Annotated in this window: 16 protein-coding genes, 2 tRNA genes and 1 pseudogene; 4 read left to right on the top strand and 15 right to left on the bottom strand. The window is 67.0% G+C overall.

The window, feature by feature from the left end; genetic code table 11:
• Positions 1-50: 50 nt before the first annotated feature.
• Both EO141_RS18570 and EO141_RS18565 read left to right on the top strand, forming a co-directional pair.
• Complete coding sequence (locus tag EO141_RS18570) at positions 51-995, top strand: LysR substrate-binding domain-containing protein (protein WP_104582903.1); 945 nt, start codon at positions 51-53, stop codon at positions 993-995.
• Positions 996-1,039: 44 nt separating this feature from the next.
• Positions 1,040-2,032: a DedA family protein/thiosulfate sulfurtransferase GlpE gene (locus EO141_RS18565; RefSeq protein WP_104648534.1), complete on the top strand. Its 993-nt coding sequence runs from the start codon at positions 1,040-1,042 to the stop codon at positions 2,030-2,032.
• Between the two features lie 146 nt (positions 2,033-2,178).
• Here EO141_RS18565 and EO141_RS18560 read toward each other — a convergent pair.
• From EO141_RS18560 to EO141_RS18515, 10 genes and pseudogenes are all read right to left on the bottom strand, one after another.
• A tRNA-Arg gene (locus EO141_RS18560) sits at positions 2,179-2,255 on the bottom strand.
• Between the two features lie 107 nt (positions 2,256-2,362).
• Positions 2,363-2,439: transfer RNA gene (locus tag EO141_RS18555), tRNA-Arg, on the bottom strand.
• 40 nt (positions 2,440-2,479) lie between these two features.
• Positions 2,480-3,360: pseudogene (locus EO141_RS18550) on the bottom strand (alpha/beta fold hydrolase).
• A complete protein-coding gene (gene thiD / locus EO141_RS18545) occupies positions 3,357-4,166 on the bottom strand; it encodes a bifunctional hydroxymethylpyrimidine kinase/phosphomethylpyrimidine kinase (RefSeq protein WP_164739309.1) in 810 nt (269 codons plus the stop codon). Before thiD ends, EO141_RS18550 begins: the two are co-directional and overlap by 4 nt.
• A gap of 37 nt (positions 4,167-4,203) precedes the next feature.
• Positions 4,204-4,875 (bottom strand): YoaK family protein, encoded by a 672-nt coding sequence (locus EO141_RS18540; RefSeq protein WP_127169922.1) that lies wholly within the window; start codon positions 4,873-4,875, stop codon positions 4,204-4,206.
• 6 nt (positions 4,876-4,881) lie between these two features.
• Positions 4,882-5,364 carry a hypothetical protein gene (locus EO141_RS18535; protein WP_126971707.1) on the bottom strand — a complete coding sequence of 161 codons (483 nt, stop codon included), beginning with the start codon at positions 5,362-5,364 and terminating at the stop codon, positions 4,882-4,884.
• Positions 5,364-6,761, bottom strand: coding sequence for a PhoH family protein (locus EO141_RS18530; RefSeq protein ID WP_104582909.1), 1,398 nt, complete (start codon positions 6,759-6,761; stop codon positions 5,364-5,366). The genes EO141_RS18535 and EO141_RS18530 overlap by 1 nt, the downstream gene beginning before the upstream one ends.
• An 82-nt stretch (positions 6,762-6,843) precedes the next feature.
• A complete protein-coding gene (locus tag EO141_RS18525; RefSeq protein WP_104582910.1) occupies positions 6,844-7,326 on the bottom strand; it encodes a peroxiredoxin in 483 nt (160 codons plus the stop codon).
• A 37-nt stretch (positions 7,327-7,363) separates the two neighbouring features.
• Entirely contained in the window at positions 7,364-7,714 is a 351-nt protein-coding gene (locus EO141_RS18520) for a ribonuclease E inhibitor RraB (RefSeq protein ID WP_104582911.1), read from the bottom strand.
• Positions 7,715-7,727: 13 nt separating this feature from the next.
• The gene (locus tag EO141_RS18515; RefSeq protein ID WP_002813792.1) at positions 7,728-8,354 is read right to left on the bottom strand and encodes a glycine cleavage system protein R; all 627 of its coding nucleotides are present in this window, start codon (positions 8,352-8,354) and stop codon (positions 7,728-7,730) included.
• Between the two features lie 92 nt (positions 8,355-8,446).
• On the opposite strand from EO141_RS18515, the gene dapA reads away from it, so the two are divergent.
• The gene (dapA, locus tag EO141_RS18510; RefSeq protein ID WP_104648540.1) at positions 8,447-9,355 is read left to right on the top strand and encodes a 4-hydroxy-tetrahydrodipicolinate synthase; all 909 of its coding nucleotides are present in this window, start codon (positions 8,447-8,449) and stop codon (positions 9,353-9,355) included.
• A gap of 16 nt (positions 9,356-9,371) precedes the next feature.
• Positions 9,372-9,890, top strand: a complete 519-nt coding sequence (locus tag EO141_RS18505; RefSeq protein ID WP_104582913.1) for a hypothetical protein — start codon at positions 9,372-9,374, stop codon at positions 9,888-9,890.
• Positions 9,891-9,987: 97 nt separating this feature from the next.
• Here the strand turns inward: EO141_RS18505 and fdxA are convergent, their stop codons facing one another.
• From fdxA to EO141_RS18480, 5 genes are all read right to left on the bottom strand, one after another.
• Positions 9,988-10,311 (bottom strand): ferredoxin FdxA, encoded by a 324-nt coding sequence (gene fdxA / locus EO141_RS18500; RefSeq protein ID WP_006453280.1) that lies wholly within the window; start codon positions 10,309-10,311, stop codon positions 9,988-9,990.
• 116 nt (positions 10,312-10,427) lie between these two features.
• Positions 10,428-11,306 (bottom strand): 2-dehydro-3-deoxygalactonokinase, encoded by an 879-nt coding sequence (locus tag EO141_RS18495; RefSeq protein ID WP_127169921.1) that lies wholly within the window; start codon positions 11,304-11,306, stop codon positions 10,428-10,430.
• The gene (locus tag EO141_RS18490) at positions 11,303-12,214 is read right to left on the bottom strand and encodes an SMP-30/gluconolactonase/LRE family protein (protein WP_127169920.1); all 912 of its coding nucleotides are present in this window, start codon (positions 12,212-12,214) and stop codon (positions 11,303-11,305) included. The genes EO141_RS18495 and EO141_RS18490 overlap by 4 nt, the downstream gene beginning before the upstream one ends.
• Positions 12,208-13,356, bottom strand: coding sequence for a galactonate dehydratase (dgoD, locus tag EO141_RS18485; RefSeq protein WP_104582916.1), 1,149 nt, complete (start codon positions 13,354-13,356; stop codon positions 12,208-12,210). The genes EO141_RS18490 and dgoD overlap by 7 nt, the downstream gene beginning before the upstream one ends.
• Positions 13,353-13,985, bottom strand: coding sequence for a 2-dehydro-3-deoxy-6-phosphogalactonate aldolase (locus EO141_RS18480; protein ID WP_104582917.1), 633 nt, complete (start codon positions 13,983-13,985; stop codon positions 13,353-13,355). The genes dgoD and EO141_RS18480 overlap by 4 nt, the downstream gene beginning before the upstream one ends.
• Between the last annotated feature and the right edge of the window lie 66 nt (positions 13,986-14,051).

The raw sequence follows: 14,051 nt of genomic DNA, 5'->3' as shown, positions 1-14,051 counted from the left end.
GGCAACGAAAAGCGAGTAGATTTGGCAACTACCATCGAAAAAATCGAACAATGAACATCAGCCTGGAAGCGCTGCAGATCCTGGACGCGATCGACCGCCGCGGTTCATTCACCGCGGCGGCCAAGGTGATGTTCAAGGTGCCGTCGACGATTTCCTACACGGTCTCCAAGCTGGAGGACGATCTGGGCGTGCAGTTGTTCGAGCGGGTTGGACCGAAGGCCACGCCCACGCAGGCGGGGCGTGAGCTGCTGCGCGAAGGGCGGCAGCTGCTGCGCGCCGCGCAGGAGCTGGAGGTGCGGGTGCGACGGGTGGCGTCGGGCTGGGAGTCGGACTTTGCGATCGGGCTGGACGCGATCCTGCCGGTCGCCCTGCTGCAGGCGCAGATCCTGAACTTCTACACGGTGGCCGACAGTACGCGCCTGCGCGTGGTGAGCGAATCCTTGTCCGGCAGTTGGGAGGCGCTGCTGGATCGGCGCGTGGACCTGATCGTCGCGGCGGGCGAGGGCCCGAGCGGTGGTGGCTACGTCGCCGAGGCGATCGGGACGCTGGGCTTTGTGTTCGCGGTGGCCTCCACACATCCGCTGGCCGGCGCCGGCACGCTGGGCGCGGCCGAACTGGCCGAACATCGTGCGATCGCAGTGGCCGATTCGGCACGGCGTCTGCTGCCACGCACGGTCGGCCTGCTGTCCGCGCGCGATGTGCTCACCGTGCCGGACATGCAGACCAAGCTGCAGCTGCAGCTGGCCGGCGCTGGCTACGGCTTTCTGCCCGAGCCATATGCGCGCGGCGCGCTGCAGGATGGCCTGCTGTGCGAGCTGCAGGTGGAAACCCGCAAACCCGACGAAACGTTCTACCTGGCCTGGCGTCCGGGCGAAGAGGGCGAGGCGCTGGGCTGGTGGCGGCGCGCATTGCGCAGCGATGGGCTGTTCGATGGCTGGTTGCAGTCGCTTGCCGAAACGTATCGTTCCGTCGCCGCCGGGCAGTCGCGCGCGTGAAGAAGGGCCGATAATGGGCCCTCGCCGTCGCGCAGGGGCGCCGCATGCAGGGCTTGATCGAACAGTACGGATTGGCGCTGGTCTTTGCCAACGTGCTGGCGTTGTCGCTGGGCCTGCCGGTGCCGGCGCTGCCGACCCTGGTGCTGGTCGGGGCCGGCTACGCGCTGCAGGGCGGGGAGGATGCCTGGCTGGCCGGACTGACGGCCTTGGCGGTGTCGGTGCTGGCAAGCCTGCTCGGCGACCTGGCCTGGTATCTGGCCGGCCGCCGTTTCGGCAATCGCACCTTGCAGTCGCTGTGCCGGCTGTCGCTGTCGCGCGATACCTGCATGAAAAAGACCGAGCGGTTCTTCTCGCGCTGGGGTGTGCGGGTGTTGGCGGTGGCCAAGTTCGTGCCCGGTCTATCGATGGTCTCGGTGCCGATGGCCGGTGCGATGCGGGTGCGCCCGGCGGCGTTCCTGCGCTACGACGCCCTGGGCGCGTCGCTGTGGGCATTGGTCGGCCTGGGCCTGGGCGCGCTGTTCGCGCAGCAGGTGCAGGACGTGCTGGCGTTGCTGTCCGACCTGGGGTCCGGTGCGATCGTCGTCGTGGCCGTGTCGCTGGCCTGCTACGTCGGCTGGCGCTGGTGGCGCCGGCATGCCCTGCTGCGTTCGCTGGAGCATGCGCGGATCGCCGTGGAGGAGCTGGTGCCGCTGCTCGATGGCGACGAAGCGCTGCGGCCGACGGTGCTGGATATCCGTGCGCCGGGCCATCGCGATCTGCAGCCGTACACGATTCCCGGCGCGGTGTTTGCCGACGAGCGTCAGCTGGCGCAGATCCTTGCCAGCGTGCCGCGCGATCGCAGCGTGGTGATCTATTGCGCGTGTCCGGACGAGGTGTCGGCGGCGTGGCTGGCCGCTCGGATGCGCGAGCGCGGATATCGCGACGTGCGGCCGTTGTTGGGTGGGCTGGATGCCTGGCGCGACGCCGGGCATCCGGTGACCTCGCTGCTGCCGGTCGTGGTGGTGGCCGGGGCCGATGCGCTGGATGCGATGGCCTGATCGCCATGATGCAGTGACTTGCAGCGCGCATGCCGGCCTGTCGCGCGTCTTGCTTGGTGTTGGCTGCGTCGTAACGGCGCAGCCACGATTCGTCCTCGAACGGCAGGCAAAAAAAAGACCAGCAAGCTGGTCGTTTTCTTCAAGATTGGTGCGCCCGGAGAGATTCGAACTCCCGACCGCCTGGTTCGTAGCCAGGTACTCTATCCAACTGAGCTACGGGCGCATTATCTTGTTTTGACTTGCGTTTCGACTTGCAGATCCATCGCAGTGCGATAAGACCTTTTAACTAAAAAGACAGCGTTTGAAGGCTGTCTCTCGTTGTTCTGAAGATGGTGCGCCCGGAGAGATTCGAACTCCCGACCGCCTGGTTCGTAGCCAGGTACTCTATCCAACTGAGCTACGGGCGCGTCGTCAGGAGCGGAATTATGCGGATGCCTGGAGTGCTCGTCAATCCCTTTGTGAAAGTCGATCGTCGCTGCCCGCATCGCCAAGCTGCCGCCGCAGCGCAGCGGCAACGGCAACAGGCGTCTTCATCCACGCAAAATGATCGCTACGCGTGCCCAGTTGCGCATCGTCCAGGGCGATGCGCTCGGCAGGTGCCTGCGGCATTTTCTGCAGCAAGGCCTGCAAGGCGCCGGGCGGGCCGAAGCGGTCGCGTGCGAAGGTCACTGCGCTGATCGGCATGCGCAGTTGGCCCAGCGCCTGTTCGAGATTCCATGACGTGCCGGCCGCACGATAACGATTGCTGCGACCGACCTGCGCCCAATCGGCGATCAGGCTGCGCGCCTCGGTTCCGCCGAAACCGAGCGTTCGTCATGCAGCACGCCCTGGGTACGTGCCAGCCATGGCAACAGTCGGAAGATCAGCGGCAGGCCGTAGCGCATCGGCACCGGGAAATTGCGCCAGTACGGCGAGCCGCTGGCGACCAGCCACAGCTGCGCAATCCGTGCAGGCCGCAACGCGGCATGGCAGCATGCCAGTTGGCCGCCGAGGCTGTGACCGCCGAGCACGCACGGCAGCTGCGGGTCATGCAGGTCGGGCAGCGCCCGGCTGGCGGGAATATCGTCGGCAAGCAGCGTGCGATAGCCCCAGTCGTGCTGGCGCGAGGGGCGCAGGGTGCTGCTGCCATTGCCGCGCCATTCGTGCAGGTACACCGCAATGCCGGTGCCGGCCAGTGCATGCGCGAACGGCTGGTATTGTCGCGCGGCGACCCCGAGTGCCGGCAGCCACAGCAGGCTGGCGATCGGCCGCGCCGGGGCGTGACGCAGCACCTGCCAGGCATGTCCATCCACGGCGGTGACGGTGAGCGTGCTGGCGTGCACGCTCATGGGCTGGGCGCGGCACCGAAATGGTCCAGGACCAGCACCTCGCCGTGACCGGGGCTGTGGCCGAGGCGGATGGCGCGCGCGACGTAGTCGATGGCCGCTTCGCAGGCATTGAGCAGGGACAGGCCCTGGCACACCTGCGCGGCAATGGCCGCCGACAGGCTGCAGCCGGTGCCGTGCGCATCGACCTGCAGGCGCGGATGCATGAACACGTCCTGGGTGACGCCGTCATCGAAGCGGTCGATCACGCGCGTGCCCTCGTGCAGGTGACCGCCCTTGAGCAGCACCGCGTTGGCGCCGAGGTCGAGCAGGGCGGCGGTGGCATGCTCGGCGGCATCGGCATCGTCGATGCGGCGGCCGGTCAGCAGTTCGGCTTCGGGCGTATTCGGTGTGATCAGCGTGGCCAGCGGCAGCAGGCGCGTGCGCAGCGCCTCCAGCGCGGCGTCTTCGAGCAGGCGGGCGCCGCTGGTGGACACCATCACCGGGTCGAGCACTACGAAGGGCGGGCGATGTCTTTCAAGCAGATCGGCCACGCAATGGATGACCTCGGCATTGGCGAGCATGCCGAGCTTGACTGCCTGAATTTCGAAGTCCGCAAAGCAGGCATCGATTTGCGCCTGCAGGAACGCGATCGGCGGGACATGCACGGCAGTGACGGCGCGGGTGTTCTGCGCGGTCAATGCGGCGATCGCCGACAAGCAGTGCACGCGGTGCGCGGCAAAGGTCTTGAGGTCGGCCTGGATGCCGGCGCCACCGCCGGAATCGGAACCGGCGATGGTCAGGGCGGACAGCGTGCTGGACGTGGTCATGAGGGGATTCTGCACTGCCGCCTGGCGGAAGTGCGGATCATCGCGTACGCCAGCGACGCCATTGCAGGTAGGCAATGTAGCCGGCACCGGTCAATCCGGTGAGTCCGGCTGGCAGGTAGAGCGCGTCGTAGTGCCAGCGCTGGAACAGCCAGGTGCCAAGCATGCTGCCGGCGAGAAAGCCGCTGATGATCAGCCCGCTCAGCGTGAGCCGGCGCACCTGCAGCGGGCGCCCGCGCAGCAGGTGCCCCAGGCCGATGCCCAGGTCGGTGAACATGCCGCTCAGGTGCGTGGTGCGGACTGCGGCGCCACTGAGGGTGGTGGCCATGGCGTTCTGCAGCCCGCAGGCACCTGCGGCGACCAGCGCGCCGCCGACGTGATGCAGCTTGAACAGCGGAATCGCGGCCAGCAACAGCAGCGCTTCGAGCAGCAGCGCCGCGCCGTAGCGCTGTCCGAGCCGCAAGACATCGTCCTGGATGATCAGGCCGCTGAGCATGGCGCCTGCGCAGAAGGCGATCAGGATGCCCCACAGGAAGCCGATCTCCGGTGCGCTGTCCTGCACCAGGGCCACGCCGAGCAGGCTGGTGGTGCCGGTGAGGTGGCTGACCACCTGGTGTTCGGAACCCAGGTAGCCGACCACGTTGACCATGCCGGCCACACCCGACAACGCGACCGCGCCGATCCAGACCCAGCGCGGCAGCAACAGGCCCATCGCCGGTCAGGGCGTGCCGTTGATGGCGATCTGCGAAAACGCGCCGGTTTGCGGGTCGTACAACGCGCCCCAGAATGCACTGCCGCCATCGCACACCCGGATCGCGTCCCTGGCCGGTTTCACTGGCGGATCGTTCGGCAGCCTGAAGGCGTTGATGTAGATCAGCTGCTGGCCCTGGATCACCACGCCGACATACTGGCGGTCGAAATCACGTGGCTCGGGGATGGTCGGGGTCAAGGCATCCTGCCTGGATTCGAGCTGCTCGATCTGCTGCTGGCTCGGTGTCCAGTAGCCGGTGATCTGGCCAGGATGACGCGCCGGGCTGTCGCGCGAGCAGGTGTCCAGCACCTGCTCGGCGACGCTCTGGCGGGTGATGACCCAGGATTGCCCGCTCTTGAGGTTGGTGGGCACGCTGGCCGGAGGCGGCGTGGTCGCGCAGCCGGCCAGTGCCAGGACGGTGAACGCCGCCGCGCTGCGCAGCAGGTGCATCACAGCACCTCCGAGGCGAAGTCGGCCAGGCGCGACCGCTCGCCACGACGCAGCGTGATATGCGCGCTGTGCGGCCAGGCCTTGAAGCGGTCCACCGCATAGGTCAGGCCCGAGGTGGTCTCGGTGAGGTAGGGCGTATCGATCTGTTCGACATTGCCCAGGCACACGATCTTGGTGCCGGGGCCGGCACGGGTGATCAGCGTCTTCATCTGCTTGGGCGTGAGGTTCTGCGCTTCGTCCAGAATCAGGTAGCGCGACAGGAAGGTGCGCCCGCGCATGAAGTTCATCGAGCGGATCTTGATGCGGCTGGCGAGCAGGTCGTTGGTGGCCGCGCGGCCCCACGAGCCGCCTTCCTGGTTGTGGGTGAGCACTTCCAGGTTGTCGGTCAGTGCGCCCATCCACGGGGTCATCTTTTCCTCTTCGGTGCCGGGCAGAAAGCCGATGTCTTCGCCGACGCTGACGGTGGCGCGGGTCATGATGATTTCGCGGTAACGCTGCTGATCCATCGTCTGCGCCAGGCCGGCGGCCAGGGCGAGCAAGGTCTTGCCGGTACCGGCGGTGCCGAGCAGGGTGACGAAATCGATCTCCGGGTCCATCAAGGCATTGAGCGCGAAGTTCTGCTCGCGGTTGCGCGCCACGATGCCCCACACCGCGTGCTGGCCGCTGCGGAAATCGTCGACCAGGCACAGCGTGGCCTTGCCGCCGCCGACCTTGGCCACGCGCAGTTCCACTTCGTCCTCGCCCGGCAGATACAGGTACTGGTTCGGATACCAGTCCTCGTCGTCGGCCAGCACGATCTCGTAATGGGTGCGGCCACGCTCGTTCCAGCTGCGCAGGTCCTGGTTGTGCTTTTCCCAGAAGTTTTCCGGCAGCTCGATGGCGCCGGTGAACAGCAGGCTGAAATCGTCCAGCGCGCGATCGTTCTGGTAGTCCTCGGCATTCAGGCCGCTGATGTAGGCCTTGATGCGCAGGTTGATGTCCTTAGACACCAGGATGACCGGTACATCCGGGTTCTCCTCGCACAGCGCCAGCACCGATGCCAGGATCTTGTTGTCCGGAATCATCGCGCCGAAGGTGCGGCCCGGGTCGATCGGATGGATCTGGAAATACAGCCGGCCGATGGCGGCCTGGCCCTTGAGCTGGATGCCCTGCGGATGGCTGAGCAGGATGCCGGCCTGGATCTGCTCGGCGTTGGTGTTCTCCAGCAATTCGTCCAAAAAGCGGCTGACCTGGCGCGCATTCCGGCTGACTTCGGACGTGCCCTTCTTGGCGTTGTCCAGTTCCTCGATCACCTGCATCGGCAGGAACACATCGTGTTCCTCGAATTTGAACAGCGCGGTGGGATCGTGCATCAGCACGTTGGTGTCCAGCACGTAGATGCGCTTGCCTCGGGTCATTGGGTCTTCCAAGTGATGGAACAGGGGCGAGCCATCACGCCTGCGGGGCAGGGTGATGGAGGACACGGGAAACCAGGGGGCGTCACTGTCTGGCGTGCGCCTTCAACGCGGCCAGCACGGCGTCGGCGTGGCCAGCCACCTTGACCTTGCGCCAGGCCTGCACCACCACCCCTTCGGGCGACAGCAGGAAGGTGCTGCGCTCGATACCGAGCACCTGCTTGCCGTACATGTTCTTTTCCTTGATCACGTCGAAGGCGCGGCACAGGGCCTGGTCGCCATCGCTGACCAGCGGGAAGGCAAAGCCCTGCTTGGCGCAGAAATTGTCGTGCGACTTCACCGAGTCGCGCGACACGCCCAGCACGACCGCGCCGGCCTGCGTGAACTGCGGCAGCAGCGCGTTGAAATCCAAGCCTTCGGTGGTGCAGCCGGGCGTGCTGTCCTTCGGGTAGAAGTACAGCACCAGCCATTTGCCGGCGTAGCCGCGCAAGGTGGTCTGAATGCCACCGGACAGCGACAGTGGCAGGTCCAGGCTTGCGGCGGGGAGGTCAAGTACAGCGTCGGTCATCGTTGCTCAGCCCAAAGTGGAGGGGCGTGCGGCGCGGTCATGCCGGGCCGACGTCCATCCCATCATAAGCAGCCACGTGGAAACGTTTGGCAAGCGCGTCGAACTGCGCATTGCGCTGATTCAGCGACTCGATGGTGTGCTGTTCCAGCTTGTCCACATGCAGGAAGTAGGACTCCTCGTCGTCGCCATCGTCTTCGTCGCGTTCGCCGAGGAAGATGTCGATGACGCGATAGCCGTCCTGGGTCAGTTGCGCGGCGAGCTGTTGCAGCGGTTGCTGCGCCGGGTCGGCGAAGAAATATTCCCAGCGCAACGGCCCGTCGAGATTCCAGTCGGTCTCGGAGCGGATGTGCTCGAACATCTGTTTCAGTGCGGAAAGGGCAATGGCCATCGGGACGTCTGCCTCAGAACTTCATCGGGTCCATGATCGCGTCGAGATTGAGGTGATCACAGAATTCCAGGAAATCATCGCGCAGTGCGGCGATGTGCATGTTGGCCGGCACGCCGATCGTCACCTGCGCAGAGAACATCTCCGCGCCGGTCTGCATGGCGCGGTAGCGCGTGCTCTGCAGGTTCTCGATGGTGATGCCCTGGCGGTCGAAGAAATCGGCCAGCTGGAACAGGATGCCCGGCTTGTCGGCGGCGATGACTTCGACGATGTAGGGCAGCAGGTTGGACTGGGTCTGCTTGGGGCCGGTGCGGTACCACACCAGCTTCAGGCCCTCTTCGCGCTCGAGGCGGGTCAGCATGGCCTCCAGCTTGGCGACCGAGTCCCAGGAGCCGGTGGCCAGGGCGGTGACCGAGACATCGCGCCCCACCGTGGCCAGGCGGGCGTCCACGAGATTGCAGCCGCTATCGGCGATGCGGCGGGTGACGGGCAACAGGGGAGACTCCGGATGCGTCGTGTAGGCGTTGATCAGGAGGTGGTTTTCGGTCGGCGAGGGCCGGGGAGTCGAGTCGGTCAAAGGGGCTTCCGGCATTGCATCAGGCTGAATGGCCGCCCGGGCAGGCGCCCTGGCGGTGACCAGCATACTTGCCCGTGGTTTCGCGCCGCAAGTAACATGCAGGCGGCCACAACCCGCGTGCGCGCGGGCCTTTCCTGTCACGTAAGAGCAGCAGAATCTTGTCCCTTTCCGGCATCATCACCGCGCTGGCGACCCCTTTCGGTCCGGACGGCGCACTCGACCTGGATGCTTGGCGGCGGTTGCTGGAACAGCAACTGCACGGCGGCGTGCAGGGAATCGTCGTCGCCGGTTCCACCGGCGAGGCCGCCGCATTGAGCGACGAGGAGTACGACACCTTGTTGCGTGCCGCCGTTGCGCAGGTGGCCGGCCGCGTGCCGGTGCTGGCCGGCACCGGCCTGTCGGGCACCGCCAAGACCATCGCGCAGACGCGCCGCGCCGCTGCGCTGGGTGCGCAGTACGCGCTGGTGGTGACGCCGCCGTACGTGCGTCCGACCCAGGCCGGCCTGCAGGCGCATTTCCTGGCGGTTGCCGACAACGGCGGCTTGCCGGTGGTGCTGTACAACGTGCCTGGCCGCACCGGATGCGACCTGTTGCCGGAGACGGTTGCCGCGCTGGTCGGGCATCCGAACATCGTCGGCATCAAGGAAGCGCGCAGCGAGCCGGAGCGCGTGGCCGCGCTGGTGGCGCTGCGCAGCGAGTCCTTCGTGGTGCTCAGCGGTGATGACGGCAGCGCCGCACAGGCGATGCTGTCCGGTGCCGACGGGTTGGTTTCGGTGGCGTCCAACGCCTTGCCGTCGGCCTATCGGCGCCTGTGCGACCTGGCCCGCGACGGCCAGCGCGAGGCGGCCACCACGTGGGACGCACGCCTGAGCGAGTACCACAGTTTCTGCGGCATCGAATCCAATCCCATCCCGGTCAAGGCGCTGCTGCAGCGCGCCGGGATCGGGCACGGCCTGCGTTTGCCGTTACTGCCCCTTTCTGCGGCGCACCAGCCTGCCGCCGACCGCCTTGCCGCCGACGCTGTTGCGTTGGAAGCGCTTTCCAGCCGCGAAATGCTCGCGGCCTGACCCAGGAGATCTATCGATGCGTCATTCCGTTTCCCCCGTCCGCGTGCTCTCGCTCGCGTTGCTGGCGACCGCCACCGTCGCCGCCACGAGCGGTTGCAGCTGGTTCCACAAGGGCGCACGCGGTGACTACGCGCTGGCCCCGGAAGCCCGTCCGCTGGAAGTGCCGCCGGATCTGAACCTGCCCGATACCTCCGGCGCGATGAAGGTGCCGACGCTGGCTTCGACCGCGCAGCAGAACACCTCGGCGCCGCCGTCCGCCAGCGCCAACAGCGGCTTCACCGTGCCGGGCGAGCGCGACGAGGTGTTCGCCAAGGTGGGTGCGGCACTGGCCGACATTCCCGGCCTGACCATCGCCAGCAAGGCGCAGATGCTCGGTTCCTATGACGTGAGCTACGAAGGGTCCAGCTTCCTGGTGCGCGTGGTGAAGGTCGACGCCGGCAGCTACGTGTCGGCAGTGGATCCGCGCGGCATGCCGGCCACCGCGGCAGCGCCGGTGGCGGTGATCACCGCGTTGAAGGGCAAGCTGGGCGGCTGAGGCCGCTGCAGCCATCGCAGACAGCAAAACGGGCGCTTCGGCGCCCGTTTTGCGTTTTTGATGCGGTGTCGTCGCTGCGCTGCGGCCAGACGCTGTGTCAGCGCTGCAGCAGCGGCAGCTTGTTCGGCTTGCCGTCCCATTCGGCGGCATCGGGCAGCGGCTCCTGGCGCACGGTCAGCACCGGCCAGGCCTTGGCCAGCTCGGCGTTGAGCGCGACGAAGCCTTCCTGGCCTGCCGGGACGTCGTCTTCCGGGTAGATCGCGTTGGCCGGGCATTCCGGCTCGCACAGCGTGCAGTCGATGCACTCATCCGGGTCGATGACCAGGAAGTTCGGGCCGACATGGAAGCAATCCACCGGACAGACCTCGACACAGTCGGTGTATTTGCACTTGATGCAGTTTTCGGTGACAACAAAAGGCATGGCGGAATCCGGCGTTTAGCCTGTCAATTCTAAAGCAGTCCGGTGGCCGGTGTGGGGTTGGCGGGGATTTGTCCGCCCCGGCCGTGGCCGGCCGGTTGCGTGCTGGGCGTTTGCGCTCAGGCCAACCCGCGCTGCCTGGCCAGCGCGAACAATCCCGTGGCGGCCAGATCTTCCGGATGCCGCTGTGTCTGCACGCCCAGATGCGCCAGCGCCAGCGCATAGCGTTGTGCCAGGCCGGGGCTGCCGACCAGGTGCACGGTGGCGTGATCGCCGCGTTGCTCGCGCAGCTCGTGGCCGATCAGCAGGCCCGACAGATAGGACGGCAGCGCGGCGGCGGTGAGGCGGTCGAACAGGCCCAGCGTGCGCGCGCCGAACAGGTGGTGGCTGAGCCCGCCAGGCTCGGCGCTGCGATCGACGCCTTGCGCGAATGCGTCGGTGTCCAGGTCCGCAGGATCGTCCTGCATCAGCTTGCCCAGGATGCTGTGCTGGCGCAGCACCGCATACAGCTCGCCGGTCATGACGGTGGCAAAACCGGTCAGCTGGCCGTGGTCGAGCTGTGCCCATTTGCTATGGGTTCCGGGCAGGCAGGCGACGTGCGTGCCGTCGCCGAGCGCGGCGAGCAGGCCGACCAGCTGGGTTTCCTCGCCCCGCATGACATCGGGTACGCCGTGCTGCTGGCCGGTGCTCACGCCGGGCACGAACCACAGCGTGCGTCCGGGCAGCAGGTCGTCGTAGCTGCGCATCGCCTGCGCCAGCGCGGCGGTATCGGCCGGGCAGGGCAGATAGGCCTGTTCGACCCAGCCATTGCGGCTGCCGATCATGCCCGACAGCAGCAGCGGGCCGTCCCAGCCCTCGATCAGCGTGCTCAGCACCTCGCCGAAGCGGCCCTGGCAGGCCAGGATGCCGTCGCTGCCGCGGCGCTGCTCCAGCACCTGGCCGTCGGCAGCGAGCAGATAGCCGCGCAGGCTGCTGGTGCCCCAGTCGATGGCGATCATGCGCAGGCCACCCGACTCTCGGGCAGGCCGTTGATCGCCACGTCGCAGACGTACAGGCCGCCGGCTTCCGGGGTGCGGGCCAGTTCCTCGTCGCTGTGGTCCAGGCGCGAGCTGATCACGTGCAGACGGTCCAGCGCGGCGCCGCCGAAGGCGCTGCAGGTGGGGTGCTTGACCGGCAGTTGCACGATGCGCTCGATGCTGCCGTCGGGGCGGTAGCGCACCACGCGCCAGGCGCGCCACTGCGCATTCCACAGATGGCCCTGGCTGTCGATGATGGAGCCGTCCGGCTCGGCATCGTCGCGGTCCAGCGTGGTGAATACGCGCACGTTGCTGGTCTGCGCGGTGTCGGCATCGTAATCGCAGCACAGGATCTGCGGGCGCAGCGAGTCGCAGTAGTACAGCGTGCGGCCGTCGGGGCTGAAGCAGATCGAGTTGGGGATCGACACGCCCGGCAGCGGCAACGCACGCAGGCCGTGGCGCAGCGAGAACTGGTACATCGCACCGCGTGCGGCCTTGTGGTCGTGCTCGTCCATGGTGCCGAACACGAGGTTGCCGTTGCGGTCGGCGCGGCCATCGTTGCTGCGCGTATGCGGGTTGTCGGCTTCGATATCGGCCAGGTGCTGGAGCGGCAGGCTGTCGCCGTCGGCATTGTCCGGGTCGGCGATGCAGATCGACTTGGCCAGCGCGATCAGCACGCGGCCGTCGTCCATCAATCCCAGGCAGCCGGGGCGGTCCGGCAACGTCCAGTACCGGGTGTGGGCGCTGTGCGGATGATGCCGCCACAGGCGCTTCTCGCTGATGTCCACCCAGTACAGCGCTTCACGCTGCTCGCACCACAGCACGCCTTCGCCATGCGTGCAGCGGCTGTCGACCGCCAGCAAGGCGGTGTGTTCGGGCGTGCTCACCATTCGGCGATGCTGCCATCGCTGTGACGCCAGACCGGGTTTCGCCAGTCCGGCGGGTTTTCGTTTGCGCGCTTGAGCATGTCTTCGTCGATCTCCACACCGAGCCCGGGCTTGGGCAGGGCGGCGATACTGCCATCGACACACTGAAAATCGTCTTTATTGATGACGTAGTCGAGCAGGTCGGCACCTTCATTGTAGTGGATGCCAATGCTCTGTTCCTGCAGCACCGCGTTGTGCGACACGAAGTCCACGTGCAGGCAGGCGGCCAGCGCGATCGGGCCGAGCGGGCAGTGCGGCGCGAAGCCGACATCGTAGGCCTCGGCCATCGCGGCGATCTTGACGCACTCGGTGATGCCGCCGGCATGCGACAGGTCCGGCTGCACCATGCCGATCCCGCCGGCACACAGCACGTTCTTGAATTCGAAGCGCGAGAACATGCGCTCGCCGGCGGCCAGCGGAATCGAGGTGCTTGCGGCCAGGCGCGGGTAGTACTCGGCCTGCTCGGCCAGCACCGGTTCTTCGACGAACAGCGGCTTGAACGGTTCCAGCTCGCGCAGCAGCGCCTTGGCCATCGGCGCGCCGACGCGGCCGTGGAAGTCGATACCGAAGTCGATGGTGTTGCCGAAGGCCTCGCGGATCTCGGCCACCTTGACCACCGCCGCATCGACCGCGCGCGCGCTGTCGATCAGCTTCATTTCCTCGGTGCCGTTGAACTTGAAGGTGTCAAAGCCCAGCGCGCGGTAATCGGTGATCTGCTGGATGATCGCGCCCGGGCGGTCGCCGCCGACCCAACGATAGGTCTTCATGCGATCGCGCACCAGCCCGCCCAGCAACTCGTACACCGGCACGCCCAACGCCTTGCCCTTGATGTCCCACAAGGCCTGGTCGATGCCGGCGATGGCGCTCATCAGGATGGCGCCGCCGCGGTAGAAACCGGCGCGGTACATGGTCTGCCACAGGTCGTTGATGCGCGCCGGATCCTTGCCGATCACATAGCCGGCCAGTTCGTGCACGGCAGCTTCCACCGAGCGCGCGCGGCCTTCGATGACCGGCTCTCCCCAGCCGGTGATGCCCTCGTCGGTCTCGACCTTGAGGAACAGCCAGCGCGGTGCGGCATGGTAGGTGGTGAGGCGGGTGATCTTCATCCTTGCAGTTCCTGGTAGGCCTGCACGAAGGCGCGTGCATGCGTCTGGGTCGTTTCGAGCGATTGCGCGGGTTTGTACAGTTCGCCACCGATGCCGGCGCCGGCGGCGCCCTGGGCAAGGAAGCCGGCCAGGGTCTGCGGGCTGACGCCGCCGACCACGTAGACCGGAATGTGGGTGGGCAGCACCGAGCGCAGCGCGCGCACGTGCGCCGCGCCATAGGTCGCCGCCGGGAACAGCTTCAGGATCGTTGCGCCGGCATCGATGGCGTCGAACGCCTCGCTGGCGGTGGCGAAACCGGCCACCACGGTGAGCCCGCGCGACACCGCATGGCGGATCAGCGACGGGCGCGTGTTCGGGGTAACGATGAAGCGCGCACCAATCTCGGCCAGGGTGTCGACATCGTCGTTGCGCAGCACGGTGCCGGCGCCGATCCAGGCGCGCTCGCCGTAGGTCTGCTGCGCGAGCGCGATGCTCTCGGCCCAGCGCGGCGAATTGAGCGGGATCTCGATCGCGTCGAAACCGGCGTCGATCAGTGCACCGACATGGTCGAGCGTTTCTTCCGGCGTGATGCCACGCAGGATGGCGATCAGTGGCAGGGCGAACAGGCTGGCGGTGGTGTCTGAGGTCATCGTGTTACTCGCGATAGAGCGGAAAACGGCCATCGGCGACCGAAGGGCCGCCAACGTCGGGGGAGG

It is taken from the genome of Xanthomonas sp. BRIP62415 (genome assembly GCF_003993515.1).
GTDB classification, from domain to species: Bacteria; Pseudomonadota; Gammaproteobacteria; order Xanthomonadales; family Xanthomonadaceae; genus Xanthomonas; species Xanthomonas euroxanthea.
Note: the sequence above shows the minus strand (reverse complement) of the source record. Positions and strands in the feature narration are given on the sequence as shown.

Bases quoted from the DNA above. Each gene is read 5' to 3' on its own strand.
- EO141_RS18570 (WP_104582903.1), top strand. From the start codon at position 51: ATGAACATCAGCCTGGAAGCGCTGCAGATCCTGGACGCGATCGACCGC.
- EO141_RS18565 (WP_104648534.1), top strand. From the start codon at position 1,040: ATGCAGGGCTTGATCGAACAGTACGGATTGGCGCTGGTCTTTGCCAAC.
- thiD (WP_164739309.1), bottom strand. From the start codon at position 4,166: ATGACCACGTCCAGCACGCTGTCCGCCCTGACCATCGCCGGTTCCGAT.
- EO141_RS18540 (WP_127169922.1), bottom strand. From the start codon at position 4,875: ATGGGCCTGTTGCTGCCGCGCTGGGTCTGGATCGGCGCGGTCGCGTTG.
- EO141_RS18535 (WP_126971707.1), bottom strand. From the start codon at position 5,364: ATGCACCTGCTGCGCAGCGCGGCGGCGTTCACCGTCCTGGCACTGGCC.
- EO141_RS18530 (WP_104582909.1), bottom strand. From the start codon at position 6,761: ATGACCCGAGGCAAGCGCATCTACGTGCTGGACACCAACGTGCTGATG.
- EO141_RS18525 (WP_104582910.1), bottom strand. From the start codon at position 7,326: ATGACCGACGCTGTACTTGACCTCCCCGCCGCAAGCCTGGACCTGCCA.
- EO141_RS18520 (WP_104582911.1), bottom strand. From the start codon at position 7,714: ATGGCCATTGCCCTTTCCGCACTGAAACAGATGTTCGAGCACATCCGC.
- EO141_RS18515 (WP_002813792.1), bottom strand. From the start codon at position 8,354: ATGCTGGTCACCGCCAGGGCGCCTGCCCGGGCGGCCATTCAGCCTGAT.
- EO141_RS18505 (WP_104582913.1), top strand. From the start codon at position 9,372: ATGCGTCATTCCGTTTCCCCCGTCCGCGTGCTCTCGCTCGCGTTGCTG.
- fdxA (WP_006453280.1), bottom strand. From the start codon at position 10,311: ATGCCTTTTGTTGTCACCGAAAACTGCATCAAGTGCAAATACACCGAC.
- EO141_RS18495 (WP_127169921.1), bottom strand. From the start codon at position 11,306: ATGATCGCCATCGACTGGGGCACCAGCAGCCTGCGCGGCTATCTGCTC.
- EO141_RS18490 (WP_127169920.1), bottom strand. From the start codon at position 12,214: ATGGTGAGCACGCCCGAACACACCGCCTTGCTGGCGGTCGACAGCCGC.
- dgoD (WP_104582916.1), bottom strand. From the start codon at position 13,356: ATGAAGATCACCCGCCTCACCACCTACCATGCCGCACCGCGCTGGCTG.
- EO141_RS18480 (WP_104582917.1), bottom strand. From the start codon at position 13,985: ATGACCTCAGACACCACCGCCAGCCTGTTCGCCCTGCCACTGATCGCC.